Annotated in this window: 24 protein-coding genes; 6 read left to right on the top strand and 18 right to left on the bottom strand. The window is 53.5% G+C overall.

Translation table 11 applies throughout. The features are described 5' to 3' along the window. Positions 1–3: 3 nt before the first annotated feature. Complete coding sequence (locus tag AACZ64_RS01255) at positions 4–186, bottom strand: DUF1289 domain-containing protein (protein WP_293613838.1); 183 nt, start codon at positions 184–186, stop codon at positions 4–6. Positions 187–253: 67 nt separating this feature from the next. Continuing rightward, positions 254–868: a CoA pyrophosphatase gene (locus AACZ64_RS01250; protein WP_293613839.1), complete on the bottom strand. Its 615-nt coding sequence runs from the start codon at positions 866–868 to the stop codon at positions 254–256. A 72-nt stretch (positions 869–940) separates the two neighbouring features. Between AACZ64_RS01250 and AACZ64_RS01245 the strand changes: the two genes are divergently transcribed. After that, positions 941–1,501: an NUDIX hydrolase gene (locus tag AACZ64_RS01245; protein ID WP_293613840.1), complete on the top strand. Its 561-nt coding sequence runs from the start codon at positions 941–943 to the stop codon at positions 1,499–1,501. Here the strand turns inward: AACZ64_RS01245 and AACZ64_RS01240 are convergent. The 13 genes from AACZ64_RS01240 to efp all read right to left on the bottom strand — a co-directional run bounded on the left by AACZ64_RS01240 (position 1,498) and on the right by efp (position 12,118). Continuing rightward, positions 1,498–1,815 (bottom strand): NGG1p interacting factor NIF3, encoded by a 318-nt coding sequence (locus AACZ64_RS01240; RefSeq protein ID WP_293613841.1) that lies wholly within the window; start codon positions 1,813–1,815, stop codon positions 1,498–1,500. The two genes, AACZ64_RS01245 and AACZ64_RS01240, sit on opposite strands and share 4 nt — an antisense overlap. Positions 1,816–1,857: 42 nt before the next feature. Then, a complete protein-coding gene (locus AACZ64_RS01235) occupies positions 1,858–2,235 on the bottom strand; it encodes a DUF6746 family protein (protein ID WP_293613842.1) in 378 nt (125 codons plus the stop codon). A gap of 44 nt (positions 2,236–2,279) precedes the next feature. Then, on the bottom strand, positions 2,280–2,690 hold the full coding sequence (locus AACZ64_RS01230) for a CBS domain-containing protein (protein WP_293613843.1): 411 nt from the start codon (positions 2,688–2,690) through the stop codon (positions 2,280–2,282). Positions 2,691–2,812: 122 nt separating this feature from the next. After that, positions 2,813–4,108, bottom strand: coding sequence for an adenylosuccinate synthase (locus tag AACZ64_RS01225; protein WP_293613844.1), 1,296 nt, complete (start codon positions 4,106–4,108; stop codon positions 2,813–2,815). Positions 4,109–4,135: 27 nt separating this feature from the next. Further along, positions 4,136–5,314, bottom strand: a complete 1,179-nt coding sequence (locus AACZ64_RS01220; RefSeq protein WP_293614018.1) for an ATP phosphoribosyltransferase regulatory subunit — start codon at positions 5,312–5,314, stop codon at positions 4,136–4,138. Between the two features lie 5 nt (positions 5,315–5,319). Beyond that, positions 5,320–5,508, bottom strand: a complete 189-nt coding sequence (locus tag AACZ64_RS01215) for a DUF2065 domain-containing protein (protein ID WP_293613845.1) — start codon at positions 5,506–5,508, stop codon at positions 5,320–5,322. A 143-nt stretch (positions 5,509–5,651) separates the two neighbouring features. After that, the gene (hflC, locus tag AACZ64_RS01210; protein WP_293613846.1) at positions 5,652–6,524 is read right to left on the bottom strand and encodes a protease modulator HflC; all 873 of its coding nucleotides are present in this window, start codon (positions 6,522–6,524) and stop codon (positions 5,652–5,654) included. Then, the gene (hflK, locus tag AACZ64_RS01205) at positions 6,524–7,654 is read right to left on the bottom strand and encodes an FtsH protease activity modulator HflK (RefSeq protein ID WP_293613847.1); all 1,131 of its coding nucleotides are present in this window, start codon (positions 7,652–7,654) and stop codon (positions 6,524–6,526) included. Before hflK ends, hflC begins: the two co-directional genes overlap by 1 nt. 155 nt (positions 7,655–7,809) lie before the next feature. Continuing rightward, positions 7,810–9,132 carry a ribosome rescue GTPase HflX gene (hflX, locus tag AACZ64_RS01200; protein WP_293613848.1) on the bottom strand — a complete coding sequence of 441 codons (1,323 nt, stop codon included), beginning with the start codon at positions 9,130–9,132 and terminating at the stop codon, positions 7,810–7,812. A gap of 12 nt (positions 9,133–9,144) precedes the next feature. Further along, positions 9,145–9,393: an RNA chaperone Hfq gene (gene hfq, locus AACZ64_RS01195; RefSeq protein ID WP_293613849.1), complete on the bottom strand. Its 249-nt coding sequence runs from the start codon at positions 9,391–9,393 to the stop codon at positions 9,145–9,147. Between the two features lie 103 nt (positions 9,394–9,496). Then, positions 9,497–10,498, bottom strand: a complete 1,002-nt coding sequence (gene miaA, locus AACZ64_RS01190) for a tRNA (adenosine(37)-N6)-dimethylallyltransferase MiaA (RefSeq protein WP_339639605.1) — start codon at positions 10,496–10,498, stop codon at positions 9,497–9,499. Beyond that, a complete protein-coding gene (gene epmA / locus AACZ64_RS01185; protein WP_339639604.1) occupies positions 10,491–11,447 on the bottom strand; it encodes an EF-P lysine aminoacylase EpmA in 957 nt (318 codons plus the stop codon). Before epmA ends, miaA begins: the two co-directional genes overlap by 8 nt. Before the next feature lie 107 nt (positions 11,448–11,554). After that, the gene (gene efp / locus AACZ64_RS01180; RefSeq protein ID WP_036858418.1) at positions 11,555–12,118 is read right to left on the bottom strand and encodes an elongation factor P; all 564 of its coding nucleotides are present in this window, start codon (positions 12,116–12,118) and stop codon (positions 11,555–11,557) included. 46 nt (positions 12,119–12,164) lie between these two features. Here efp and epmB point away from each other — a divergent pair, with 46 nt between their 5' ends. Together epmB and AACZ64_RS01170 are read left to right on the top strand one after the other, a co-directional pair. Further along, on the top strand, positions 12,165–13,172 hold the full coding sequence (gene epmB, locus AACZ64_RS01175) for an EF-P beta-lysylation protein EpmB (RefSeq protein WP_339639603.1): 1,008 nt from the start codon (positions 12,165–12,167) through the stop codon (positions 13,170–13,172). Between the two features lie 183 nt (positions 13,173–13,355). Continuing rightward, positions 13,356–15,443, top strand: coding sequence for an EAL domain-containing protein (locus tag AACZ64_RS01170; RefSeq protein ID WP_293613853.1), 2,088 nt, complete (start codon positions 13,356–13,358; stop codon positions 15,441–15,443). Here the strand turns inward: AACZ64_RS01170 and serB are convergent, their stop codons facing one another. Next, complete coding sequence (gene serB, locus AACZ64_RS01165) at positions 15,444–16,685, bottom strand: phosphoserine phosphatase SerB (RefSeq protein WP_293613854.1); 1,242 nt, start codon at positions 16,683–16,685, stop codon at positions 15,444–15,446. 77 nt (positions 16,686–16,762) lie between these two features. On the opposite strand from serB, the gene AACZ64_RS01160 reads away from it, so the two are divergent. From AACZ64_RS01160 to AACZ64_RS01150, 3 genes are all read left to right on the top strand, one after another. Next, entirely contained in the window at positions 16,763–18,010 is a 1,248-nt protein-coding gene (locus AACZ64_RS01160) for a hypothetical protein (protein WP_293613855.1), read from the top strand. A gap of 310 nt (positions 18,011–18,320) precedes the next feature. Further along, a complete protein-coding gene (locus tag AACZ64_RS01155; RefSeq protein WP_293613856.1) occupies positions 18,321–19,406 on the top strand; it encodes an efflux RND transporter periplasmic adaptor subunit in 1,086 nt (361 codons plus the stop codon). A 5-nt stretch (positions 19,407–19,411) separates the two neighbouring features. Next, the gene (locus AACZ64_RS01150) at positions 19,412–22,507 is read left to right on the top strand and encodes an efflux RND transporter permease subunit (RefSeq protein WP_293613857.1); all 3,096 of its coding nucleotides are present in this window, start codon (positions 19,412–19,414) and stop codon (positions 22,505–22,507) included. Between the two features lie 83 nt (positions 22,508–22,590). On the opposite strand, the gene AACZ64_RS01145 is transcribed toward AACZ64_RS01150, so the two are convergent. Next, on the bottom strand, positions 22,591–23,016 hold the full coding sequence (locus AACZ64_RS01145) for a YccF domain-containing protein (protein ID WP_293613858.1): 426 nt from the start codon (positions 23,014–23,016) through the stop codon (positions 22,591–22,593). 3 nt (positions 23,017–23,019) lie between these two features. Further along, positions 23,020–24,816, bottom strand: a complete 1,797-nt coding sequence (gene mutL, locus AACZ64_RS01140) for a DNA mismatch repair endonuclease MutL (protein WP_036858426.1) — start codon at positions 24,814–24,816, stop codon at positions 23,020–23,022. Between the last annotated feature and the right edge of the window lies 1 nt (position 24,817).

Genomic DNA, 24,817 nt, shown 5'->3' with positions numbered 1-24,817 from the left:
TTACTAGGCAAACGGATTATTTTTACAACCACGTTCAGCAGCTTTTGTAATTACCTCCAATCGCTCATCATCGTCCATCAATAACCAGTCACGAATTTCTTTGGCTGTGCGGTGACAGCCGATACATACGTCATCATGGTCCAGCGCACAGACAGAAATACAGGGGGAAGAAATCGTTGCTATCATGGGTACGCCTAAAACGTTTGCCTCTCTAATACGGCAATTATCGAGCCGGCAGGCGTGAAATTGCAAGCTACCGGGATGCCGGCCTCAGATCAGAACAGTCCGGATACACCAGACGGATCCCGGCATCGAGGGAAATGTTGAGGAAATCGGCCAACACCACCAACGAAAAGCCCCAGATACGGTAATCGTCATAGATAAAACAGGGCATATTGAGCGCATAATCCGGACCGACAAAGTAATCGACTGTCAGGTTCGACGGGTCCAGAAAATAAGACACCGGGACTTCAAAAACAGCATCCAGCTCCTCGGGATTGGCGATTAGCACCAAGTCGGGCTCAATAAGCCCCACATAGGGCTTCACCCGCATCAACTGGCGAGTTCGATTGACCGGCAACCCCGCAATGACCTGTACCTGGTGCGGAGACAAATCAATTTCCTCCCGGGTCTCTCGCAATGCCGTCACCAGTAGATCTTCATCTCCCGGTTCCCATTTGCCACCGGGAAATGCCACTTCTCCCCGGTGTGAATTCAGGTGCTCTGCCCGTTTGGTGAATATAATTTTTGGGTTTTCCGGCTCACGGGTTAGGGCGACCAGAATGGCCGCTTCAAGCCCCTCCACTCCGAAGGGTCTGAGCCGGTCAACGGGCATAGCATTTAAACGTTCGGTAATCCGTTTTAGCATAACCCTGTTATCCTACTCTCGTCGGCATCTGTTGCCGAAGATGTTATTTTCCAATGCAAAGAAAAAGTGTCTATGAATTTTTGCAGTCAATGTGGCAAGCCTGTCAACTTCAAGGTTCCCAACGGAGGTAATCGAAAACGCCATGTCTGTGGACATTGCGACACCATTCACTATCAGAACCCCCGAGTGATATCGGGCTGCATTCCTATGGTTAGTGACAGAGTGTTGCTGTGCAGACGGGCCATTGAGCCACGCTACGGTATGTGGACCCTGCCAGCCGGTTTTCTGGAAAATGGGGAAACCGTGCTTCAGGGTGCACTGCGGGAATGCTGGGAAGAGGCGCTGGCAAAACTGAATGAACCTGTGCTCAGCGGCATCTACGATATCCCCCACATCAATCAGGTCTATATCCTTTATCGGGGAGCGCTGCATAACCGTAGTTACGGTGCCGGGGACGAGTCGCTGGACGCCAGATTGTTCAGTGAAGCCGATATTCCCTGGGAAGAGCTGGCTTTCCCCGTGATTACCACTGCATTGAAGCATCATTTTGCAGATTTAAAACAGGGCCTCTCAATCATACACACCGACGTGATCACATCGAGGCTTCGTTCCATCACCAACGCTGCAGACTAGAGGTCGAACTCCGCCAACTGCCATGCGTCGTAGGCCGGTTCTTCGTAGGGGTGGGCACTGATCAGCGCGCGAATCGCCTGTTTTATCGCGCTATCATCACACACCAGTTCAACACGATACTCTTCCTCTTCAGACAGGCTGCCCACCTTTCCCAGATAAGGAGTGCTGCCGGCAAGTGGACGGAACTGGCCGATACCCAACACCTGCCAACAGCAGCTCTCATATTCGCCAATTTTGCCTGCTCCAGTGGCAAAAACAGCCTGCTTCACCGATTCCAGATACTCGACGGGCACATAAAAAACCAGCTTATACATTGAGCTCCCTGTTATCCTGATACTGACGCGCGACGAAGCGAGTCACTTGATGATCTGGTGTGCATTGTCCAGATAAACCTGACCTTGCTTTTTGACAGTTTCAGGAGCTGAACGCTCTGAAGCAAGGTGGACCGCTTCAAGGGGTTCCGCTAAGGCAGCGAGCTCGGCCTGGATTTTGGCCAATGCATTTTCCAGCGTGTAGGTGAGCATATGCACTTCATGCATATCCTGTGGCGACAGCTGCTCCTGCTGAATGAGGCCTTCAAGTTTGCCGTTGTACTCGGAAAAGTTGGCCACCGCCTGTGCCAGGGTATCAGCAGGCAATCCCTTGAAGTGCTCAGGGCGATCCTCTGCCGCCACAACAACGCCACTTGCCAGAAATGAAAACAAAATAAGAAGAGCGGGGGTTAACCGGAACATATATTTCCTCGGAGTTAGCGCCATATTTGATGGAAGTGCCGTGATCAAGTCTGCTTTTCGGAGAACTTCCCAACCCCATTCAGCAGCTGCCGGCAGGTGATCTGGCCGACCAACTTACCCTTGTCGACAACCGGACAGCGACGAAAACCACGCTTCATCATTTGCTGGGCCACATCGACAATATCGGCCTGAGACGTGACTGTAAAAACATCGCGGGTCATCACATCACGCACCGGGCCAACACTGCTTTCCTGATTATATCTGGCACCCAGGATGGCCTTTAAACAATCCGTTTCGGACAGCACGCCCATCAGGTTATTATCATCATCCACCACACACAACCCGGAAATTTTATTGCTGACAATCAAGTCTATGGCGGCGAACAAATCATCCCGTTGATTGACTTTAACCGGGTTGCGAAGCATGTAATCTTTGAGTTCTACCGAGTTCAGCATACACAGAAGCCTTTTATCCACTACTGCTTTTAGCTTAATAGAGAATCAGATAACCGGAAACCTTTTGTTGCCACAAAACAGCTGCTCACCGACATAGGGCGAATTGAGGAATACTCGGCGGATCAACAACCGAACGGATGGCGCAGGACAATCGTTTCTACCCGATCCGGGCCCGTCGAAATAATATCCACTGGGGTGTGGAGAATCGTTTCAATACGGGCGATATAGGCGCGGGCATTGTCGGGCAGCTCTTCCAAGGATCTGATGCCAATGGTCGATTCATGCCAACCGGGCAGCTCTTCATAAACGGGAACCAGTTTTTCGTAATCATCCGCGTGACTCGGGGTGATCACCTCATTCCCGCAGGCATCCTGATAGGCGATACATACCTTTATGGTTTCAACACCGTCAAGCACATCGAGCTTGGTCAGACAGATGCCGGAAACAGAATTGATACGAATGGCCTGTTTCAATGCCACAGCGTCGAACCAGCCACAGCGTCGCTCGCGACCGGTAGTCGCGCCAAACTCATGGCCTTTCTCGCCCAAGTGTTTGCCGACCGTATCAAACAGCTCGGTGGGAAACGGGCCCGAGCCCACCCGAGTGGTGTAGGCCTTTGTGATACCCAGCACGTAATCGAGATACAGCGGACCAAAACCACTGCCTGTGGCCGTACCACCGGCGGTGGTATTCGAAGATGTCACATAGGGATAGGTGCCGTGATCAATATCCAACAGTGAGCCCTGAGCCCCCTCGAACAGAATATTATCACCCGCTTCGCGAGCATCATGCAGCAACCCGGTGACATCCGCCAGCATGGGCGCCAACTCATCCATCCAGGTAATCGACTGCCGCAGGGTTTCTTCATAGCTGACGGGCTGCTCATGATAGTAGTTCGTCAGCAGGAAGTTGTGGTATTCCATGAGGCTTTTCAATTTGGTCGCAAACAGCTCCCGATTGAATAATTCACCAAGGCGGATACCCCTTCGTGCCACTTTATCTTCGTAGGCCGGGCCGATACCACGACCGGTGGTACCTATTTTGGCATCGCCTCTGGCGCGTTCACGAGCCTGATCCAACGCCATATGGATGGGCAAGATTAATGGGCAGGCAGGTGACAACCGAAGACGGTCCCGGACAGGAACGCCTTTATCTTCCAACTCACAGATTTCATGCAGCAATGCCTCTGGAGACAACACCACACCATTGCCAATCAGACAGGTCACATTCTTCCGGAGAATACCTGAAGGTATCAGGTGAAGAACCGTTTTTTTACCTTCGATGACCAGGGTATGGCCGGCATTGTGGCCACCCTGAAAACGGGCTACCACAACCGCCTGATCAGTCAACAGATCGACGATCTTGCCTTTGCCTTCATCGCCCCACTGGGTGCCCAGCACCACGACATTCTTTCCCATGTGTATATCTAACCCTGATAGTGATGGTCAAACTGCAATTATTTTATAGGTGCCATCCAGCCAAACCAGCTGGCGATCACAATGTAATTCCTGATAATCCGGCTTTTGGCCCGGAAAGCCACAGACCACCCGCTCGCCATTGGAGCGTAACGCTGTTACAGCTTTTCGCCAACCGGGCTCCTCACTAACAGGGGCAAAAATACCACCTGCCACAGCCCCGGACAACGCAACCCTGGCCAACGACTGTAAACTCATATTAAAGCCGGTGGCCGGTCGGGAGCGACCGAAGCCTTTGCCAACATGATCATAGCGTCCGCCATTACCGATGGCCTGACCAAGCCCCTGATCATAGGCAGCAAACACGATACCCGTGTGATAGTGGTAACCACGCAACTCACTCAAATCGAGGTAGAGCTCCAGATCGGGGAAGCTTTCACTGAGCGCACTGACAACCGCCTGTAGCTCATCCAGTGCCAGCTCCACTTCAGCTGGTGCTTCAGCAAACACTTCACGGGCGCGATCCAATACGGAGGCATCGCCTGCAAACCCGACCAGAGCACGGATCATCAGCGCAATATCTGCATTTTCCAGGCACTTCCCGAGCCAGACATCGAGCTCAGGGACCGCCTTGCGCTGAAGCAGATCAAATAACTCGGCTTCGCGATCAGCTGACAGTCCAGCCGCTTCAAGCAGGCTGGCATATATCCCCACATGACCGAGGTCGAGCTGTGGCGTGCCGAGTCCGGCGAGACGCAAAGTCTCCACCATCAAACTGATCACCTCAATATCTGCCTCGAGGCCTGGTTCACCATAAAGCTCAACACCAATCTGGATTGGAGAACGACTCTCAAGAGCCTGCTTCGGTCGAGTATAGAGAACTGTCCCGGCATAACAAAGGCGACTGGGGCCATTGCGCCGAAGACTGTGGGCATCCATACGACTGGTTTGGGGTGTCATATCGGCACGAACACCCATCATTCGACCGCTGATCTGATCCGTCACCTTAAAGGTCATCAGATCGAGATCTGAACCGGTTCCACTGAGCAGCGATTCCGTGAACTCCACCAGCGGCGGTATCACCAGGTCGTAACCCCAGCAGTGATACAAATCCAGCACCTGACGGCGCAGCCGCTCAATCTGCAACGCCTGATTGGGAAGTATTTCTTCAATGCCATCAGGCAACAACCAGCGATCAGCAACAGTCATCATGACTACCCGTTAATAAAATACAAAGTTCCGGCCCCAAGCAACATGCTGAACAAGCCCATCATTCTCATACTGCGGTCATCAACCTGTGCCAGCAATGCTGCCATATTGCGCCATCGCCCGGGCGCCAGGAAAGGCATGACGCCCTCAAGCACCAACATCAGACAAAACGCTTTGGCTAAATCTATCCACATACAATCGCCCTGCCAGTCACAAAAAAACCGGGCGATCCCGGTCGTGGCATTTTATCACCCCATCTGGCGCACTGCTGCACTTTTTGCCAATCTGACAACAAGCAACGCTGCGCTGGGGGTCACGAAGCGACCCCCGATACAGATTATTCCCCCTGCTGACTGTTCAGGTAGCGGAAGAAATCGCTCTCCGGATCAACCAGCAGCACATCACCCTTGCTGTTAAATGACTCTGTATAGGCCTTTAAACTGCGCTGAAACGCATAAAACTCTGGATCCTTACTGAACGCCGAGGCATAAGTCGCAGTGGCCTCGGCATCACCCTCACCTCTCGACTCCTCGGCTTCGCGGTAGGCGTTGGCCATAAGAATAGTGCGTTGCCGGTCGGCATCGGCGCGGATTTTTTCTGCCGCCTCAATACCCCTCGAACGAAGCTCCCGGGCCTCTTTTTCCCGCTCAGCCTTCATACGACTGAACACCTGCCCTCTCACTTCAGAAGGCAAATCAACCCGCTTGACTCTGACATCAATTATTTCTACACCCAATGACAGGCGCACGGTGGTATTCAGACCAATTTTGATATTTTCCATCAAAGTATCGCGCTCTCCAGACACCACCTCGTGGAGCGTCCGCTCACCAAACTGGTTGCGCAGTCCGTCGTTTACCCGGCTGGACAGCCGATTATGCGCCACGGCCTCATCGCCACCGGTGGATTTATAGTAGGTATCTACATCAACAATCCGCCATTTTGTGTAAGCATCCACAATCAGGCGTTTTCTCTCAGAGGTAAAAAAACTGGATGGCTCGGCATCGAGAGTCAACACCCGAGCGTCAAACTTGCGGATTTTCTCGGCAAAGGGAATTTTCACATGGAGACCCGGTTTGATATCGACATCAATCAAGCGGCCAAATCTCAATTTAACAGCCCTTTCAGTCTCCGAAACCACATAAAGAGAACTGCTCATCAATAGCAGCACGGCTGCCAGCAGCACCAGCAAACCTGTTGAACGGTTAGTCATTAGCGCACCTCCCTTCGGGGAGTAGAGGAATTTTCCTGCCGGATACGATTCATGACCTCATCGGCAATGCTGTTCAAATCACTGCTCCTCAAGGTGGCCGGCTGACTCGCAGCAGCACCTTTCTCCACAATTTTATCCAGCGGCAGATACAGCATATTATTGCCGCCGTCCACGTCGACCAGGACTTTGGAACTTCGCGTCATGACCTGTTGAACCGAATCCAGGTAGAGCCGCTGCCGGGTCACTTCCGGCGCTTTTTGGTATTCTGTCAACAAAGCTTCAAAACGCCGCGTTTCACCCTGTGCCTCAGCTACCACTTGTTCACGGTAGGCCAGCGCCTCTTCAATCATACGCTGCGCTTTACCCCTCGCTTCAGGAACAATGCCGTTGGCATAGGATTGCGCTTCGTTAACCAGCCGCTCCTGATCTTCACGGGCCTTGATCACATCATCGTATGCAGCTTTTACTTCAGCAGGCGGTTTGGCCTCCTGAATATTGATTTTCCGCACCAGAATGCCAGCATCATAACTGTCGAGGTACTGCTGCAACCGGATTTTGACATCATCACCGACTTTCTCACGGCCACTGGAAACCACATCATTCAGTCGGGTACTACCAACCACGTGACGCAAAGCACTGTCCGATGCATGGCGCAAACTGACTTCGGGCTCCTTGACGTTGAGCACAAAGGCTTTGACATCGTTGACGTTATACTGGACAACCAATGGTAGCTCGACGATATTTTCATCCAGCGTGAGCATTTGGCCCACCGACGTGTACTGACGCTCTTCCGTAACCCGCACTTTGGTGACGCGGTCAATCAGGGGAGGGTTCCAGTGCAGCCCGGATCCAACCGTGTCCAGATATTTGCCCAGGCGCAGCACGACAGCCTGCTCTTTCTCATCCACCTGATAGAAACCAAACAACCCCCAGCCAACCACCAAAACAGCGAGAACAACTGCAATCAACCCACCGCTGGAACCGTTTTTGCCACCATCACCGGAGCCACCGAACAACTTGCTGAAGCGAGCGCGCAGCTTATTGAGCGCTTCATCAAGATCGGGTGGACCGTCGCCTGAGTTATTGGTGCCCCAGGGATCTTTACCACCACCAGGCTCATTCCAGGCCATATGTTTCTCCGTATACTCAAGGGTTGTTCGCGACCGACGATTGTACCAAGCCACCATTTAAATACCATGCTTAAGGCAAGTAATGTGGCGAAAACAAGTCGTTATTCTGCGAGACCAAAGAGAACAGAATGCACGGTGCTATGACGCACCTATAGTCAGTGGGGGCTGGCGCTGGAAGGACGCTGACAGGACTGGCATTGCAAATCGTCGGGCGTTAACTGTTCAGACTGCAACAAACGGTAAAAATCGGGCCTTGGCATGCAGATTTCGACCAGCATGTTGCCATTATCCGACGGGGACTCTGCAAGCACAGCCTTGCGCTCGTAAAGCATGGCACGCAAACGACCCATAGTGGGCGACAATCGGCAGGTATCGTGGACAATGTCGTTGCTCAGCAATGATGCAATCGCTTGAGCCAAAAGATCAAAACCCTGGCCAGTTTGTGCCGACAGCCAGACGGCTACCGGCTTGCCAGCCTCATCAAAGTCCAGGCGGGGCGCTGGATTTTCCAACAAATCAATTTTGTTGTAGACCATTAAAGTCGGTAGCTCCAGAGCGTCTATCTCGCCCAGCACCTCATTCACTCGAGCAATATTGGTCGACCGCTCCTCGCTGTGCGCATCGACCACATGCAACAACAGGGACGCACTGGCCGCCTCCTCCAGGGTCGCCCGAAAGGCCTCGACCAGCTTGTGTGGCAAATGACTGATAAAACCCACGGTGTCCGCCAGCACAACCGGGCCCAAGCCATTGATATTGAGACGACGCATAGTCGGATCGAGTGTGGCAAACAGCTGATTGGCAACAAAGACCTCTGCATTCGAGAGCCGATTGAACAGTGTGGACTTTCCCGCATTGGTGTAACCCACCAGCGATATGGTTGGCATCTCCGCTCTCAGCCGCGAGCGGCGACCCTGATCCCGCTGTCGGCGAACTTTGTCCAGACGGCCGAGAATAGACTTGATTCTATTGCGCAACAAACGACGGTCTGTTTCTAGCTGGGTTTCGCCCGGCCCTCTCAGCCCAATACCACCTTTCTGCCGCTCCAGGTGAGTCCATCCACGAACCAGCCGAGTAGACATATGCTGCAACTGTGCAAGCTCAACCTGCAACTTACCTTCGTGGGTGCGCGCACGCTGGGCAAAGATGTCGAGAATCAGGCCGGTGCGATCAAGCACTCTGCATTTTAGTGCAGCCTCGAGATTGCGCTCCTGGCTGGGTGAGAGGTTGTGGTTAAAAATAACCAACTCCGCGCAGGTTTCTTCGACAAGTCCCACCAACTCATCCAGCTTCCCCGTGCCCACAAAGTACTTGGGATGGGGAGCATTGCGCTGCCCTGCTACCAATGCGACAGGATCACCACCGGCGGAGAGCACCAGTTCTTCGAATTCTCTGGGATCTTCAGGCTCATTTTCAGTGCCGAGAATCAAATGCACCAGAATAGCGGTTTCACCGGATTCAGGGCGATCAAAAAACAATCAGCACTCCACTCACTCAGAGGCATCCATCGAGTCATCTGCAGCCATCGGCAGGCGTACCGGCCGCGAGGGAACAATCGTGGAAATCGCGTGTTTGTAGACCATTTGACTGACCGTATTTTTCAACAGCACGACAAACTGATCAAATGATTCAACCTGGCCCTGCAGTTTGATGCCATTGACCAAAAAAATAGAGACGGGAATACGCTCTTTGCGCAATACATTCAAAAAAGGGTCTTGTAGATTATGCCCTTTTGACATTGTTATTCTCCTCAACAAAGGAATAAAAAACGCCGAAAAACAAAGACTTAAAATAAAATATACTCGGCGAAACCAGCGTCCATACTAAAGGGGATTCATCATACTATCGGTCTTGCTTTTTGTATATGGGTCTCTTTTCAAGGATTTTCAAGCACCCCGAAAGCAAAGATGGCATCTTCTCAGGTTCCCCGGCTTCTGAATCAATAAAAACCTGCTCCAATGCCGGCCAGCTGCGCAGCCAGGTCAGTTGTCGCTTGGCTAATTGACGAGTCGCCGCCTGGGCCATGTTTACCATGGTGGGATAATCGATCTCTCCAGACAGGTATTGCCACATCTGCCGGTAGCCCACAGCACGCATTGAAGGCAGGTCGGGATGCAGGTCACCACGCCGGTACAGCTCTCTGACTTCTTCTTCAAACCCCTGCGCCAGCATTTTCTCAAATCGCTGGGCAATACGCCGATGAAGCAGCGCCCGGCAATGGGGGAAAAGCCCAATCTGAATCAACTGGTACTGCCGGGTAATGGGATCGATCTCACTGCCTGCGCTGGCCTGCTCGCGTTTGAATTGTGAGAGGGTTTTACCGGTAGTGCGATACACTTCCAGTGCCCGCTGAATGCGGCGAGAATGATTGGGGTGCAGCAGTTTTGCTGTTTCAGGATCTACGGCTGCCAACAACTCGTGCATAAAAGGCCAGCCTCGCTGAGCGGCCTCATCTTCAATCTCGGCACGAATGGCGGGGGCTGCAGGCGGCATATTCCCCAACCCGTCGAGTAGCGCTTTGAAGTACAACATGGTGCCACCCACCAGCAAGGGAATGCGTCCCGCAGCACCGATCTCCGCCATGGCCTGGCGGGCATCCCGTGCAAACTCAGCCGCCGAGTAAGCCTCAGACGGATCCAGGATATCAATCAGGCGGTGTGGTGCGGCCTCCAATTGATCTGCTGGAGGTTTGGCAGAGCCAATATCCATACCCCGGTAGATCAGCGCAGAGTCCACACTGATCAACTCCACAGGGAAGTGCTCCCGCAATGCGATGGCCAGATCCGTTTTACCGGTGGCCGTTGGCCCCATCAGAAAAATCGCTGGCGATAGCGTTTCAATCATTTACGTCACACCGCATAGCAAATGGGAGAACCTGACGAATATCCGCCAGTGAGAGCAACTGCATCAACAGACGGTCGACACCGAGAGCAACTCCGGCGCATGCAGGCAACCCCGATTTCATAGCAGCCAGAAGTTGATGATCAACCGGCATGGCTGGCTTTCCGGCCGCTGCCCGCAAAGCCAGATCTGATTCAAAACGGGAGCGCTGCTCTACAGCATCTGTCAGCTCATAGTAACCGTTGGCCAACTCCATCCTGTTCAGAAAAGCCTCAAAGCGTCGCGCCACGGGAACACCTGAGGCATCCCTGCCACTACAGGCCAGAGCGGCCTGACACAAAGGATAGTCATAAACAAACACCAGTCCATCGGGGAGTGTGGGCTCGACACCAAGACTGAACAGTAGATCGAGGCAGCTGTTTCGACTGACCGCAGTAAAGTCACTCCCCGAAAGTACTGTCGCTTTCTGCTGAAGAACCTCCAAGGGTGCTGTATGAGGATCCAGCCCGATGCTCTGCTGAAAAATTTCACGGTAGGACATCTTGACGGGTTCAGTCACTATCCCCAGCTCACGCAACAATGAGGACACCTCGTCAATCAGGTCGTGCTCATCCCAACCGGGCCGATACCACTCGAGGAGTGTGAACTCCGGGCTGTGACGCCGACCAGACTCATCATCACGGAAGGCCTTCCCCAAATAATAAATACCGCCACTGCCAGCGGCGAGCAGGCGCTTCATTTGATATTCGGGGGAGCTCTGCAGATAGTGGCGCCGACCATTCAGCTCTGCCGGAATCGAATCGATATTGAGATCCGTAACACCGGTTTTTGCCAATACCGACACATCCACTTCCCAGATGCCGCGAAAGCTGAAGAAGTGGCGTATGGCCGCCATCAGCTCAGCACGGCGGCGCAGCGTTTCAAGTGTCGCCGTCGGTTGCCAGTCAGCCATTCCACTTCCTCAACAATTGCTGTTTGCCAAAGCCGACAGCGTCAACAGCAGAAGGGGTGACTGACGCCACCCCTTTACTGTTCATAAACGTGCCGAAAACAGGGCAATCAGGCTCTACTGAGATACTCCCCGGTGCGAGTATCCACCCGCACAACATCGCCAATATTGAGGAATAACGGCACTTTGACCACAGCACCGGTTACCAGTTTGGCGGGCTTGGTGCCCCCCTGGGCAGTGTCGCCCTTCAGGCCCGGATCTGTCTCGACAATTTCCAGCTCCACATGATTGGGTGGTGTCACTGCCAATGGCTGACCGTTGAACAGGGTAACCATCACGGTATCCTGCTCTCTCAACCACTGCACAGCATCGCCGAGGGTTTTACCATCTGCCTGATACTGCTCAAAGGTATCCGGCTCCATAAAATGATAGTGCTCGCCATCATTGTAGAGATACTGCATGTCGCGGTCCGACACATCAGCGGCCTCCAGCGAATCACTGGAGCGAAAAGTCCGCTCCCAGACCCGGCCCGTTTTCAGGTTTCGCAAACGAACCCGGTTAAATGCCTGGCCCTTGCCCGGCTTGACAAATTCGTTCTCCACAATGGAACAGGGATCGCCATCCAGCATGACTTTCAGACCGGCGCGAATTTCGTTGGTAGAATAGGTAGCCATTATTGCCTCAACACTCAGTAAAACTTCCCGGAAAAAAGAGAGCGCTATGATACCCGGTTCTGCGACGAGTTTGGATAGCCCTGGCTGGCAAGAACAATTGACGGCCAGTATTCGCCACCCCAAAGAGCTTTTTGACTATCTGGAACTGGATGGGACCTACCTCCGGGAGGCGCTGGCTGCCCACAGTGATTTTCAGGTGCGGGCACCCCACGCCTACTTGAGACGAATCAGAAAAGGTGATCCAAACGATCCCCTGCTTCGACAAATCCTGCCGGTTAGTGAGGAATTGCTGGCTGTGCCCGGTTACAGCAAGGACCCTCTGGCAGAACAACAGGCCAACCCGGTGCCAGGATTGATTCACAAATACCATGGCCGACTTCTGCTGGTCGTCAGCCCAAACTGTGCAGTCAACTGCCGCTATTGTTTCCGCCGCCACTTCCCCTACCAGGAAAACAGGCCGGCGCGGCCGGAATGGCAAAACGCGCTGGACTACATTGCCCGAAACGATTCCATCAGCGAAGTTATCTATAGTGGCGGCGATCCACTTGTAACCGGTGATAATCAATTGCAATGGCTCACCGAGCAGATTGCCGACATCAGGCATGTCAAACGATTGAGAATCCACACCCGGCTGCCGGTGGTCATTCCTGACCGGATCACGGATAGCTGCCTGCAATGGCTGACAGAGACGCGTCTGCAAACCTCTATGGTGATTCATAGTAATCACCCCAATGAGCTGGATGATTCAGTTGGGGCAAGTTTGCTGGCCCTGAAAGCCGCCGGTGTCACGGTACTGAATCAGTCCGTGTTATTGGCCGGAATTAATGATGACGCCGACACCCTGGCGAAGTTATCCGAGCGCCTGTTTGAGTTCGGCACCCTGCCCTATTACCTCCACCAACTGGATAAAATCAGCGGAGCAGCTCACTTTGAGGTCTCTGATGAAACAGCTCGCAAATTACACAGTCAGTTGCTGGTCAGACTCCCCGGCTACCTTGTACCCAAACTGGTAAGGGAAATCCCCGGATCACCGAGCAAGATGCCATTAACTTGAAGTCATGCCGGCCACTATTTCGCTTTACTCGGCTTTTTTGCCGATAATGTGGCACGGCTCGCATTTTAGTCTCAGGGGCAAAACGATGCGCGGGGATTGACTGCGTGTTCCCCGGCCTCCATTGCCTTATAATGCGGCAATCTAACAAAAACTCACCCTGTACGATTCAGGAGCCCAGCCTAAATGATCCCAGACAGCGCCCTGAAGCTTTTACTGGTCCACGACAGCTTTGAAGAGGCTAACCGCATCGTCAGTTTGTTGCGCAACGCCAACTACCGTGCTGAGTCAAAGCATGTCAATCAGGAAGAAGTACTATCAAAACTGCTGCAGGAAAAGCCCTGGGATATGATTATTGGTCAATATCAGGGCGAAAACACACCCATTAAATCCATCTTCTCCCTCATCAGACGTTTTGACCTTGACACCCCCGTAATTCTGATTTCTGAGCAGTACAACGTCACAGAAATTGTCGAGGGGTTGCGCCTGGGCGCTGCGGATGTGCTGCCTATGGACGAAGACCAGCAGTTACTGCTGGTGGTCGCAAGAACACTATTCAACCTTGAACAACGACGTTTGTTGCGTCAGTTCAGGCGTCGGTATGCCGATGCAGAAAACCGTTGCGAAAGACTGCTGGGTTCTTCGGTAGATGCCATCGCAATTATTCAGGAAGGGACTTATCTGTTCACCAATGACAGTTTTGCCCAGCTGTTTGGTCATCTGGAAAATGACAGCATGCTTTGCCTCCCGGTGATTGACACAATTGCACCGGAGGATCACGCACGCCTCAGGGAATATCTCCGGCCCATCGACAAGGACGAAGAGATCCCGCTGGAAACCCTGCGCTTTACCGGCATCACCAACGACGAAATACCGATTCCAATCGAGGCCAAAATCGCCAAGGTAGATTATCAGGGCGAACCAGCTCTGGAGCTGGTCATAAGCAGGCAGTTTCTGGATGGCCAAGTGAGTGCTGGCGACGATCAAGGCGCCGAGCCATCGGGTGCGATGAATATTCAGCGCGACAAGGTTATCGAGTTGATCAACAACGCCATTCGTCTCGCCGCGCAGAAGCATAGCTCTTCAGTCCTGCTCTATATCACCCTGGATCGCTACAGCAGTATTCTGGCCGAAATCGGCATACAAAAAACCGAAGAGCTGGTCTCACAATTGGTGGACAAGATCAGGGATGCATCAAGCCAGGAGGTCAGTCTCATGCGTTTCAAGGAGGATACGCTGGTGATGATCATGCCCAACACCGGGACCGATGCAGCTCTGATGTTTGCCAACCAACTGTGCGAGACCGTAGGCAAGCATATTTTTCAACTGGGTGAACAAACCTTTACCCTGACCCTGGGTATCGGGGCATCAGTCATCAGTGAAACCGTTGCCACGGCGGAGGGCTGTATAGAGAAAGCCCTCTCTGCTCTCACCGATCTGCACCAAAAGAACAATGGAGACTTCGCTAACGGCGCCAACCTCTATCAATCAGAAATCGGCCCCGAATACTGCGAGGAAGATGTCGAGGAAGCCGCCAGAGCCATGCTGGAAGACAAGCTCTTCGAGCTGCTCTACCAACCCATCATCCCACTGCAGGGCAAGCAGGAACAATTTTACGAAGTCTCTATCCAAACCAAACCGGAAGCCGACGAGATAGCGCTGCCAGACAACTTTATTGCCAAGGTCTTTAAAACCGATGCGGCCAGAGACATTGACCACTGGGTGATTCTGGAGTCATTCAAAGCGCTTTCAGAAAAACTGAAGATTGCTCCAACCACACGTCTTTTCATCAACATCTGTAGCCATACCCTGACCGACGAGGGCTTTATCCCCTGGCTGAAAGTGGCACTGAAAGCATCCGGGCTATACCCCAAAAACGTCATCTTCCAGTTGCGTGAAATCGATGTCGCCCGTCAGTACCACCGCTCTGTAGAACTGATTGAAGAGCTGAGCAAAATCAATGGCGATGTCGCGTTATCGCACTTCGGGCTGGCCATTGAACCAATGACGCTACTACAAAATCTGTCGGTCAATTACATCAAGTTTGATAGCGTCATCATTGAAAAGGCGTACCAGAATGATGAAAGCCTGGCCGAGCTCAAGAGTCTGATCAGTTCACTGAAAATCGAAAATGAACAAATTATTGTCCCCTTTGTGGAGCGGGCAGACATGATACCCATACTCTGGACCTGCGGGGTTCACTATATTCAAGGTCACTTCCTGCAGCCGCCGTCTCAACGCATGAACTACGATTTCAGTGACGATGACAACTAATTAGCTCGAGAGCAATTGCTCGTGTTGCCAGAGCAGTGTATCGCGGTCACTCAGGCCCATCAGGTAAAGTATGCCATCCAGACCCAGCTTCGAGATTGACTGCTTGGCGGTGGCTTTTACCAGTGGTTTCGCCCGAAAGGCGATCCCCAGCCCTGCGATACTGAGCATCGGCAAATCATTGGCACCATCCCCAACGGCAATCACTTGCTCCAGACTGATATTTTCACTAGCAGCAATTTCACGCAGCAATTGTGCCTTGCGCTGGCCATCGACCACTTCACCGCACACCCGGCCAGTCACCTGACCGTCAACAACCTCAAGATGGTTGGCATAAATGTAATCAATGCCAAGCTGCTTCTGAATATGCCGTGCAAAATAATCAAAGCCCCCGGATAAAATAGCCGTTCTATAGCCTAACAGACGTAGCGTAGACATCAGGTTTTCAGCGCCCTCCGTTAGTTTCAGTCGTGCAGCCACCGCCGCCAGCACTGATTCATCCAGCCCCCGCAGTAATTTCATTCGCTCTGCAAAGCTCGCCTTGAAGTCCAATTCACCACGCATCGCTGCATCGGTGATGGCTGCCACCTCATCGCCGACTCCCGCCTCCTTGGCCAGCTCATCGATAACTTCCGCTTCAATCAAAGTTGAGTCCATATCAAAGACGACCAGCCGGCGGTTGCGGCGATAAATGTTGTCTTCCTGATAGGCGACATCGATATCCAGCTCGGCCGATAACTCCAACAGGGAGGCGCGCAACGCCGTCAGATCCACCGGAATACCGCGCAGGGAAAACTCCACACAGGCCTTGGTATTGGCCTCGATACGCTCCAGTGGCACTCGTCCTGACAGGCGGGTAATTTTATCAATATTCAGCCCCTGCTCTACGGTCACAGCAGTCACTCTCGCAATGTGGTGGGCGGCCACGCGGCGAGCAAGCAGAGTGACAATATGGCGTGGTTTGCCCTGCTGCTCCACCCAGTGCTCATAACTCGATTCGGAAATAGGCTGAAAGCGCACCCGCATATCCATGGCATGAAGGCTGAAGAGAATTTCCTTCTGCACCAAAGCCGATTGCTGGCCGTCGGGAATCATGACCAGAATGCCAAGATTGAGATTATCGTGGATCACCGCCTGCCCAATATCCAGAATATCCGCGCCGTGCTCGTCGAGTACCCGGGAGACAGCGCTGGTAATACCCGGCTTGTCTTCTCCGGCAACATTGATCAGTAGAATTTCTCTCACAGTGGCTTCCATTTTTGGTGGGGATCATCACAACCTTATCGGCGCGAGTATTATAGGAGAGCAGCGAATGAGATAGAATGAGCAATAGCCAATCACAGGGATATGTCACCAGCATGGGCCACACCAAACGATCTTTTGACAAACTTATGCCCCTCGCTGCACTCATTTTTTCAGTGCTCACCGGTCTTGCACTGGGACTTACCCATAGCCAGCAGATGAATGCATTGGCTGCACAACAGGAAAGCCACCTGGGAAATATACTGGCCGGACAACTCGCAAAAGTGATCCGGGAGCCACTGATCCATCGGGACAGCCTGAGCCTGCAAGTGGAACTGGACGACATGCTCGACATTACTGGCGTAAGTCAGACCGCAGTGTACGACATTGAAAACCAGCTGATTGCCAGAGCCGGCGACAATGACCGGCGCTCAATGGACACCAGCCGCTATCGAAGCCCCGTCAGTGTTGATGACAACACAATCGGATTTGTGTCTGTCATTCTGCAACCCGATTATTATGCAGCACAGACAACCACTGCCACACGAATATTACTGTTGCTGTGGATTTTACTGGCCGCCATCCTGGTTTTTGCCGCTTTCCGGTTTGGCAGCGGCCTCTCACGCAGATTAATGGCATTACTTGAACAACTACCAAGCAGCGAAACCGGTAAAGGGGACGAGCTGGCCCAGCTTGAATACCGAATAGAACCCCTTCTGCGTAAACCTGGTACCACATCGAACCCACTACTCGGTCAATCGGTGGCAACCCTTGCGATCGCCTGCCGCAACCTCCCCCGCTTGGAAGCACTACTAAACCGGGAACATTTTAAAATACTGATGGTGAAGCTTGACCAGCTGGTCGAAGGTGCAGAACGCCTCTATGGGGCAACGCGTTTGCCGGGAAGTGACTATCATATTTATCTGGAGTTTGCCGAGGGTGACAGTGACCAGCTGTCCCGTGCGATACATTGTGCTGCTGCACTGCTCCGCCTCAGTTCGCAGTTACTGGACAAACAGGGCATCACCGTTGAACTGACCGCCGCAGTGTCCCCGGGACTGCAACAGGCTTCTCCTTCAATTCTGCTGAGCGAGCGTGAACTCGGCAAGCGCCTTGCCGAAATGCAGAGCCTGTTGGATAAAGCCGCAGCGGGCGAAATTCTGCTGGCTGACCACACCGATCTTCAACTGGCCGAGCTGAATGATATCGATCTCTCGCCGCTGGCCGAAGGGAGCGCCGTGTACCGGATTAATCATTTGGGTGAACACAGTGAGGCTCGCCTCAAGCGGCAGCTGGCGATATTGGGGGAACAACTCGATCCCCTCTAAACATATTCGGGCTGCTTCACTTAAGGCTTGCAACGATAACGAATTCTGCCTGACAACACCCCGCTCTGCTGACTGGGGAGCTGAAATATAAGTGATCCCTGGAGTCTTTGTAGCGCGTATTACCGGGTAAATAAAAATTCTGGGAAATAAAACATTGCCGCCTGCGCAGATATCACCAGAAAAACCACCCGTTTCCATTGGCAGGGTTTCCCTCAGCTGTCATATTTCCCAATCAGAATATAGCCACTTATTTAGGAACCGGACAACCGGGAGACCGGCTGATATCCAAGCAGCAATCAAGGATCACCGCATGCGCTTCAAGGCAATTGTTCTTGCCCTTTCCCTATACAGCTTATCACTCGGCATTTTCGCTGCCCCGGCAGCGGCTCCCGTGTTCGTCAAGGCTGCGACCACCGAGCTATTCTCCGAAAAAATAGAAGCCATCGGCACCCTGAAAGCCAATGAGGCGGTCACACTCTCCGCCACTGTCACAGAAACGATCACGGCGATTCACTTTGATGATGGCCAGCGGGTCGGTAAGGGCGATGTGCTGGTGGAGATGACCAGCGCCGAAGAGCATGCACAGCTTGAGGAGGCACTTTCAACCGTCAAGGAAGCCGAGCGGCAATATCGGCGCATTAAATCGCTAGTCACGGCGAAGTTGTCCACGGAATCACTGCTGGATGAAAGGCAAGCGGCCTTTGAAGCGGCCAAAGCAAAGCTCAATGCTACCCGGTCCCGTCTGGCGGATCGCCTGATATTGGCCCCTTTTGATGGAGTCCTCGGATTGAGACAGATTAGTGTCGGCCAGCTGGTTACGCCGGGGGACAGCATTACCACGCTGGACGACGACAGCGTTATGAAACTCGACATGTCCGTACCGGCCATCTTCCTCAGCAGCCTTCGTACCGGCATGACAATCACAGCAAAAGCACCGGAACTCGACAACCAGCAGGTAGAAGGCGAAGTGGCCAGTATCGACTCGAGAGTCGATCCCATTACCCGCGCAGTGATGGTCAGAGCCCTGCTGCCCAACGAACAGCGCAAGCTGAAACCCGGTATGCTGGTCACCGTGGTATTACAAAAACCGCCACAGGAGCGGCTCATGATTTCCGAAGAGTCTCTGATCCAGGAGGGATTCAACCAGTTTGCCTTTGTGGTTGATACCACGACCGAACCCGCCCGGGTGGTGAAACGCAAACTGGTCACCGGACCCCGCCGCCCTGGCGCTATCGCAGTCATGTCGGGAATTGAAGTCGGAGAACTGGTGGTTACGCACGGCACCATGCGCCTCAATGACGGCACAGCGGTCCATGTGGTTGCCGAACAGAGAGGGAACGAATCCCTGAGCGAGCTGCTCCGACAGCAGAACTCACCCTCAGACAAGGCGGACTGAGCACCGTGTTTCTCTCCGATATCAGTATCAGACGTCCGGTTTTTGCCTCGGTCATTTCTCTGCTGCTGGTGGCTTTCGGCACAATCGCCTTCGAGCGCCTGCCACTGCGAGAATACCCCGATATCGATTCACCGATTGTCTCCATCCAGACCAAATACCCCGGCGCCGCCGCCAGCGTAGTGGAAACCCGTATCACGCAACTGATTGAAGACCGGATCTCCGGCCTGGAAGGTATCAAGTTTATTGAGTCCAACAGCTCAGACGGTGAATCGAGAATCAATATCGAATTTAACCTCTCCCGTGACATTGATGCGGCCGCCAATGATGTGCGCGATCGGGTTTCACGTATTCTCGAGGATCTCCCCGAGGAGGCCGACCTTCCCGATGTGGAGAAAATTGATTCCAACGAAGATGTGATCATGTGGCTCAATCTCACCAGTGACCGTCTCTCCATACCGGAACTGACCGATTATGCCGAGCGCTACCTGACAGATCGTTTTTCAGTGCTCGATGGCGTAGCACTGGTAAGAGTGGGCGGGGGTCAGAGTTTCGCCATGCGTATCTGGCTGGACCGCATCAAGCTGGCCGCTCACAACCTGACTTCAGCGGATGTGGAATCAGCACTGCGATCTGAAAATGTGGAACTTCCAGCGGGCAAGATCGAATCGGTGGATCAGGAATTCACCGTTCGTGTGGAACGGGTATTCAGGACCGCAGAGGATTTCAGTCAGCTGGTGTTGCAGCGCGGGGAAAATGGCCATCTGGTGCGACTCCATGATGTGGGTACCGTGGAGCGGGGAACCGAGGAATACCGCACCCTGTTTCGGGGCAATGGTGAAACCATGGTCGGGCTGGGCATTACCAAACAATCCACTGCCAACACCATGGAAGTTTCCCGTGCCGCAAAGGCCGAGGCCGAAAGACTCAACAAAACACTGCCCGAGGGCATGTCGATTCAACAGAGTTATGACACCTCGGTATTTATTGAAAAGGCCATCAACGAAGTTTACAAAACACTGGCTATCGCCATTGCGCTGGTGATTTTCATCATCTATCTGTTTCTCGGCAGCGCCCGAGCCATGTTGGTTCCAGCAGTAACAGTGCCCGTCTCACTGATTGCGACTTTTATTGTGTTGATGGCCATGGGCTTTACGGTCAACCTGCTGACCCTGCTTGCCATGGTGCTGGCCATCGGGCTGGTGGTGGATGATGCCATTGTCGTGCTGGAGAACATCCATCGGCGAATGGAGGAATACGGCGAATCCGCCATCGTCGCCGCTTACCGGGGAACCCGCCAGGTGGGTTTTGCCGTCATTGCCACGACGCTGGTACTCATCGCGGTATTTGCCCCAATCGCCATTCTCGAAGGCGACATGGGTCGACTGTTTTCCGAATTTGCCCTGACCATGAGCGCTGCAGTGTGTTTTTCAAGCCTGGTGGCATTGACCCTCTCGCCGGTGCTGGCGTCACTGGTGCTGAAACCGACGGGAAAACCCACACTGCTGGTTCGGAAGGTCGACAGTTTTTTTAACCGGTTAAAAACTCGCTACGGACATTTGGTAGATGCGGCCATTGAAAAACCCTATCTGGTGATCGCAATCTTTATCGCCATCATTGGACTCTGTGTCCTGCTGGTTAACCAGATCCCCAATGAATATGCCCCCAAGGAGGATCGCGGTGCCTTTTTTATCATGGTAAAAGGGCCGGAAGGTGCCAGCTACGCCTATACCAAAGAGTATATGGAAGAGATCGAACGTCGACTGATGCCGCTGGCGGAAACGGGTGAGGCTGAACGGATCCTGATTCGCGCTCCCCGGGATGCATTCAATACCGGGATGGTCATAGTCGTGCTCGGCGACTGGGATAACCGACGCTCTGCCTGGGATATTATGACGGAAATTCGTCTGCAAACAGCCGATCTGGCGGGGGTGACAATTCATCCGATCATGCGGCAGGGAATCGGCAGTCGAACCGCAAAACCACTACAGTTTGTGCTTGCCGGGGGTACCTATCAGGAACTGGCTGCCTGGCGGGACATCCTGTTTGCCGAGTTGCAGAAAGATAACCCTGGCTTCATCGATCTTGATAGTGACTACAAGGAGACCAGCCCGCAGGTTCAGGTATTGATTGATTATGACCGGGCTGCAGAGCTGGGGGTATCGGTGCAAAATATCGGCCGCACACTGGAAAGCATGCTCGCTTCGCGGCGGATCACCACCTATATCGACACAGGGGAAGAGTACGATGTAATGGTTGAAGGCAAGCGCGACCAGCAAAACAGCCCGGGGGATCTCACCAATATTTACGTCCGCTCCGACCGCTCGGAACAGCTGATTCCCCTGTCCAATCTGGTGTCATTGAGAGAGTTTGCCGATTCCAAAACCCTCAATCGCTACAATCGCAATCGCGCCATTACCATCGATGCCAACCTTGAAGACCAGCTCCCGCTGGGCGAGGGACTGCGATACCTGGAGAGGCTGGTTGACGAGCACTTACCGGAATACGCCATCGTGGATTACAAAGGCCGCTCTCTGGATTACAAAGCCTCCGGCAGTGCCACCTATTTCACCTTCGTACTGGGAGTTATCGTGATGTTCCTGGTGCTGGCGGCCCAGTTCGAGAGCTACGTCAATCCCTTTATTATTGTGCTCACGGTGCCAATGGCCATCGCCGGCGGACTGCTCGGGCTGTGGGCCACTGGCAATACACTCAACCTCTACAGCCAGATTGGGCTGATTATGCTGGTGGGGCTGGCGGCAAAAAACGGCATTCTCATCGTGGAGTTTGCCAACCAGGCCAGGGACCGAGGGGCCTCAGTGAAGGCCGCCATTACCGAAGCAGCACGCGTTCGCTTGCGGCCAATCCTGATGACCAGTATTACCACCGTTGCCGGTTCAGTGCCCCTGATCCTGTCCTTTGGCGCCGGGGCTGAAACCCGGCAAGTACTGGGGGTTACACTTTTCTGTGGCGTGGCGTTTGCCACGGTCTTCACACTGTTTGTGCTACCGGTCGCCTACAATTTGCTGGGTGGTTTTTCCCGGGGGCCAGGCTTTGTGTCCCAGAAACTGGATCGGGAGCTGGACAAAAGCCCTCACCGCTGATGTCGTTACAGATGCGTCATGTCACCTGACGGCAATGATTCTTTCACGTCATACTTGAAAAAAATTCCGCGTGACCTATCAGACTATCTCGACCTTGCCACATTGGCGACATCACTGAAAACAATGGTTTTTCCCACCGGCGCCAGGGCAATGCCCGCCAGTTTCAAGTGCTGAATCCCGAATGGAATGCCGATGATGGTGAGAAATAGCGCCAACGCCACCATGATATGGGCAACCGCCAACCAGAATCCCGCCAGCAGAAACCAGATCACATTACCGAACAGGCCCAGCAAACCTGTGCCAATATCTTCCCGTTGCCGGAGCTCGCTGCGACTGATCGCCTCACGGCCAAAGGGCCACATTGTAAATTGGCCAATCACCAGACAGGATCTACCCCATGGAATCCCGATAATCGTGATAAAGGCGATCAGGCCAATAAACCACCAGGCAAGCCCCATCACCAGACCGCCGAGCACAAACCACAGAATATTTCCGATTGTCCGGATCACAGGCTAACGCCCCCTTAAAAAAAGTCGATCCAGTGCATCCAGTGACATCTGCGTCCAGGTGGGTCGACCATGGTTACACTGACCACTACGCTCTGTGGCCTCCATATCGCGCAACAGGGCATTCATTTCGGTAATACTCAGTTTGCGGTTGGCCCGTACCGAGGAATGGCAGGCCATCGTCGACATGATCTCATCCAGATGCTGCCGAATACGATCACTGCTACCGTGCTTCAGGAGATCAGACAGCACGTCTCTCACTAGCGGCTCGACATCGGCATCGCGGAGCATGGCGGGCACCCGCCGCACAATCAGGCTTTCCGGACCGGCTCTCTGCAGTAAAAAACCCAGATTTTCAAACAGCATCGAGTGCTCATCTGCCCCGTCCGCCTCTGACTGGCTTACCGCCAGGGTAATCGGCACCAACAAGGGCTGGGAGACAAGCGCCTGAGCGTCAAAGGCCTGCTTCATGCGCTCATAGGTAATTCGCTCATGGGCCGCATGCATATCGACCAGTACCAGCCCCTCTGCATTCTCGGCCAGAATATAAATTCCCTTCAGTTGGGCGATAGCGTAACCCAAAGGGGGGGAGGAGCCGTCCGATTCGGATTCAGGATGTAGCTGCTTGTCCTGCCACTCAGTCCCGGGAACGTAGGCGGTCATGGGCTCTGCCACCTCGCTGGTCCCGAACGTTTGCTGTGCCGAAAAGCCCATTGCCGATTGTTCAACCGGTGTGCGCCAATGGGGCTCACTGGGCGTTTGCTCAGTGATGGCAACCTGTGCAGCCGGGGTATCACCGGGCCGGATATCCGCGATCGCACGGTGCAGGCTGCGAAACAGGAAATCGTGTACTGTCCGACTGTCGCGAAAACGCACCTCGTGCTTGGTGGGGTGCACATTGACATCAATCTCTGCGGGATTCGCCTCCAGATAGAGGACAAACGCCGGGTGGCGTCCCTGGTACATCACATCCCGATAGGCCTGACGCACCGCATGGGTGACCAGCTTATCGCGGATACTGCGACCATTGACGTAGAAGTACTGAAGATCCCCCTGACTGCGCGAGAACGTTGGCAAGCCCACCCAGCCCCAGAGTCGCAACCCGGCGGCCTCCAGATCAAGATAGAGCGCATTTTCCATAAACGCCGGGCCGCAAATAGCGGCCACCCGTCGTTCCTGTTCTGCCTGACTGGTGGTGGCGCGGAAATGATGCACGGCCTTGCCGTTATTGTGCAGGGTAAAATCAATCTCGAAATGACTCAGGGCCAGCTTGCGGAGGACTTCGTCGATACGCTTGTACTCGGTGGCCTCGGTTCGCAGAAACTTGCGCCGGGCCGGTGTATTAAAGAACAGATCGCGCACCTCAACTGTGGTGCCCAGTGGATGGGCGACCGGGGCCAGATTCACGGCCATATCACGACCTTCGGCCTCGGCTTTCCAGCCCGGGCCGCTATTCTGGTCATTGGTGGCAATTGCCAGCCGTGACACAGAGGAAATACTGGCCAAAGCCTCACCGCGAAACCCCAGAGTCCCGACCGACTCAAGATCATCAAGCTGTTCAATTTTACTGGTGGCGTGCCGACTGAGTGCCAAAGGCAAGTCATCTGCCGCCATTCCGGAACCGTTATCGCGTACCCTCATCAATTTAATGCCGCCCCGTTCCACATCGATGTCAATGCGACTGGCACCACTATCAATACTGTTTTCCAGTAGCTCCTTTATCACAGACGCCGGGCGTTCAACCACTTCTCCAGCAGCTATCTGATTGGCTAGCCGGGGACTGAGCAGATGTATTTTGGGCATG

This window comes from uncultured Porticoccus sp. (assembly GCF_963975625.1).
Lineage (GTDB): Bacteria > Pseudomonadota > Gammaproteobacteria > Pseudomonadales > Porticoccaceae > Porticoccus.
Note: the sequence above shows the minus strand (reverse complement) of the source record. Positions and strands in the feature narration are given on the sequence as shown.

Excerpts from the sequence above, each read along its gene's own strand:
- AACZ64_RS01255 (WP_293613838.1), bottom strand. The coding sequence starts at position 186 with ATGATAGCAACGATTTCTTCCCCCTGTATTTCTGTCTGTGCGCTGGAC.
- AACZ64_RS01250 (WP_293613839.1), bottom strand. The coding sequence starts at position 868 with ATGCTAAAACGGATTACCGAACGTTTAAATGCTATGCCCGTTGACCGG.
- AACZ64_RS01245 (WP_293613840.1), top strand. The coding sequence starts at position 941 with ATGAATTTTTGCAGTCAATGTGGCAAGCCTGTCAACTTCAAGGTTCCC.
- AACZ64_RS01240 (WP_293613841.1), bottom strand. The coding sequence starts at position 1,815 with ATGTATAAGCTGGTTTTTTATGTGCCCGTCGAGTATCTGGAATCGGTG.
- AACZ64_RS01235 (WP_293613842.1), bottom strand. The coding sequence starts at position 2,235 with ATGTTCCGGTTAACCCCCGCTCTTCTTATTTTGTTTTCATTTCTGGCA.
- AACZ64_RS01230 (WP_293613843.1), bottom strand. The coding sequence starts at position 2,690 with ATGCTGAACTCGGTAGAACTCAAAGATTACATGCTTCGCAACCCGGTT.
- AACZ64_RS01225 (WP_293613844.1), bottom strand. The coding sequence starts at position 4,108 with ATGGGAAAGAATGTCGTGGTGCTGGGCACCCAGTGGGGCGATGAAGGC.
- AACZ64_RS01220 (WP_293614018.1), bottom strand. The coding sequence starts at position 5,314 with ATGACTGTTGCTGATCGCTGGTTGTTGCCTGATGGCATTGAAGAAATA.
- AACZ64_RS01215 (WP_293613845.1), bottom strand. The coding sequence starts at position 5,508 with ATGTGGATAGATTTAGCCAAAGCGTTTTGTCTGATGTTGGTGCTTGAG.
- hflC (WP_293613846.1), bottom strand. The coding sequence starts at position 6,524 with ATGACTAACCGTTCAACAGGTTTGCTGGTGCTGCTGGCAGCCGTGCTG.
- hflK (WP_293613847.1), bottom strand. The coding sequence starts at position 7,654 with ATGGCCTGGAATGAGCCTGGTGGTGGTAAAGATCCCTGGGGCACCAAT.
- hfq (WP_293613849.1), bottom strand. The coding sequence starts at position 9,393 with ATGTCAAAAGGGCATAATCTACAAGACCCTTTTTTGAATGTATTGCGC.
- miaA (WP_339639605.1), bottom strand. The coding sequence starts at position 10,498 with ATGATTGAAACGCTATCGCCAGCGATTTTTCTGATGGGGCCAACGGCC.
- epmA (WP_339639604.1), bottom strand. The coding sequence starts at position 11,447 with ATGGCTGACTGGCAACCGACGGCGACACTTGAAACGCTGCGCCGCCGT.
- efp (WP_036858418.1), bottom strand. The coding sequence starts at position 12,118 with ATGGCTACCTATTCTACCAACGAAATTCGCGCCGGTCTGAAAGTCATG.
- epmB (WP_339639603.1), top strand. The coding sequence starts at position 12,165 with ATGATACCCGGTTCTGCGACGAGTTTGGATAGCCCTGGCTGGCAAGAA.
- AACZ64_RS01170 (WP_293613853.1), top strand. The coding sequence starts at position 13,356 with ATGATCCCAGACAGCGCCCTGAAGCTTTTACTGGTCCACGACAGCTTT.
- AACZ64_RS01160 (WP_293613855.1), top strand. The coding sequence starts at position 16,763 with ATGAGCAATAGCCAATCACAGGGATATGTCACCAGCATGGGCCACACC.
- AACZ64_RS01155 (WP_293613856.1), top strand. The coding sequence starts at position 18,321 with ATGCGCTTCAAGGCAATTGTTCTTGCCCTTTCCCTATACAGCTTATCA.
- mutL (WP_036858426.1), bottom strand. The coding sequence starts at position 24,816 with ATGCCCAAAATACATCTGCTCAGTCCCCGGCTAGCCAATCAGATAGCT.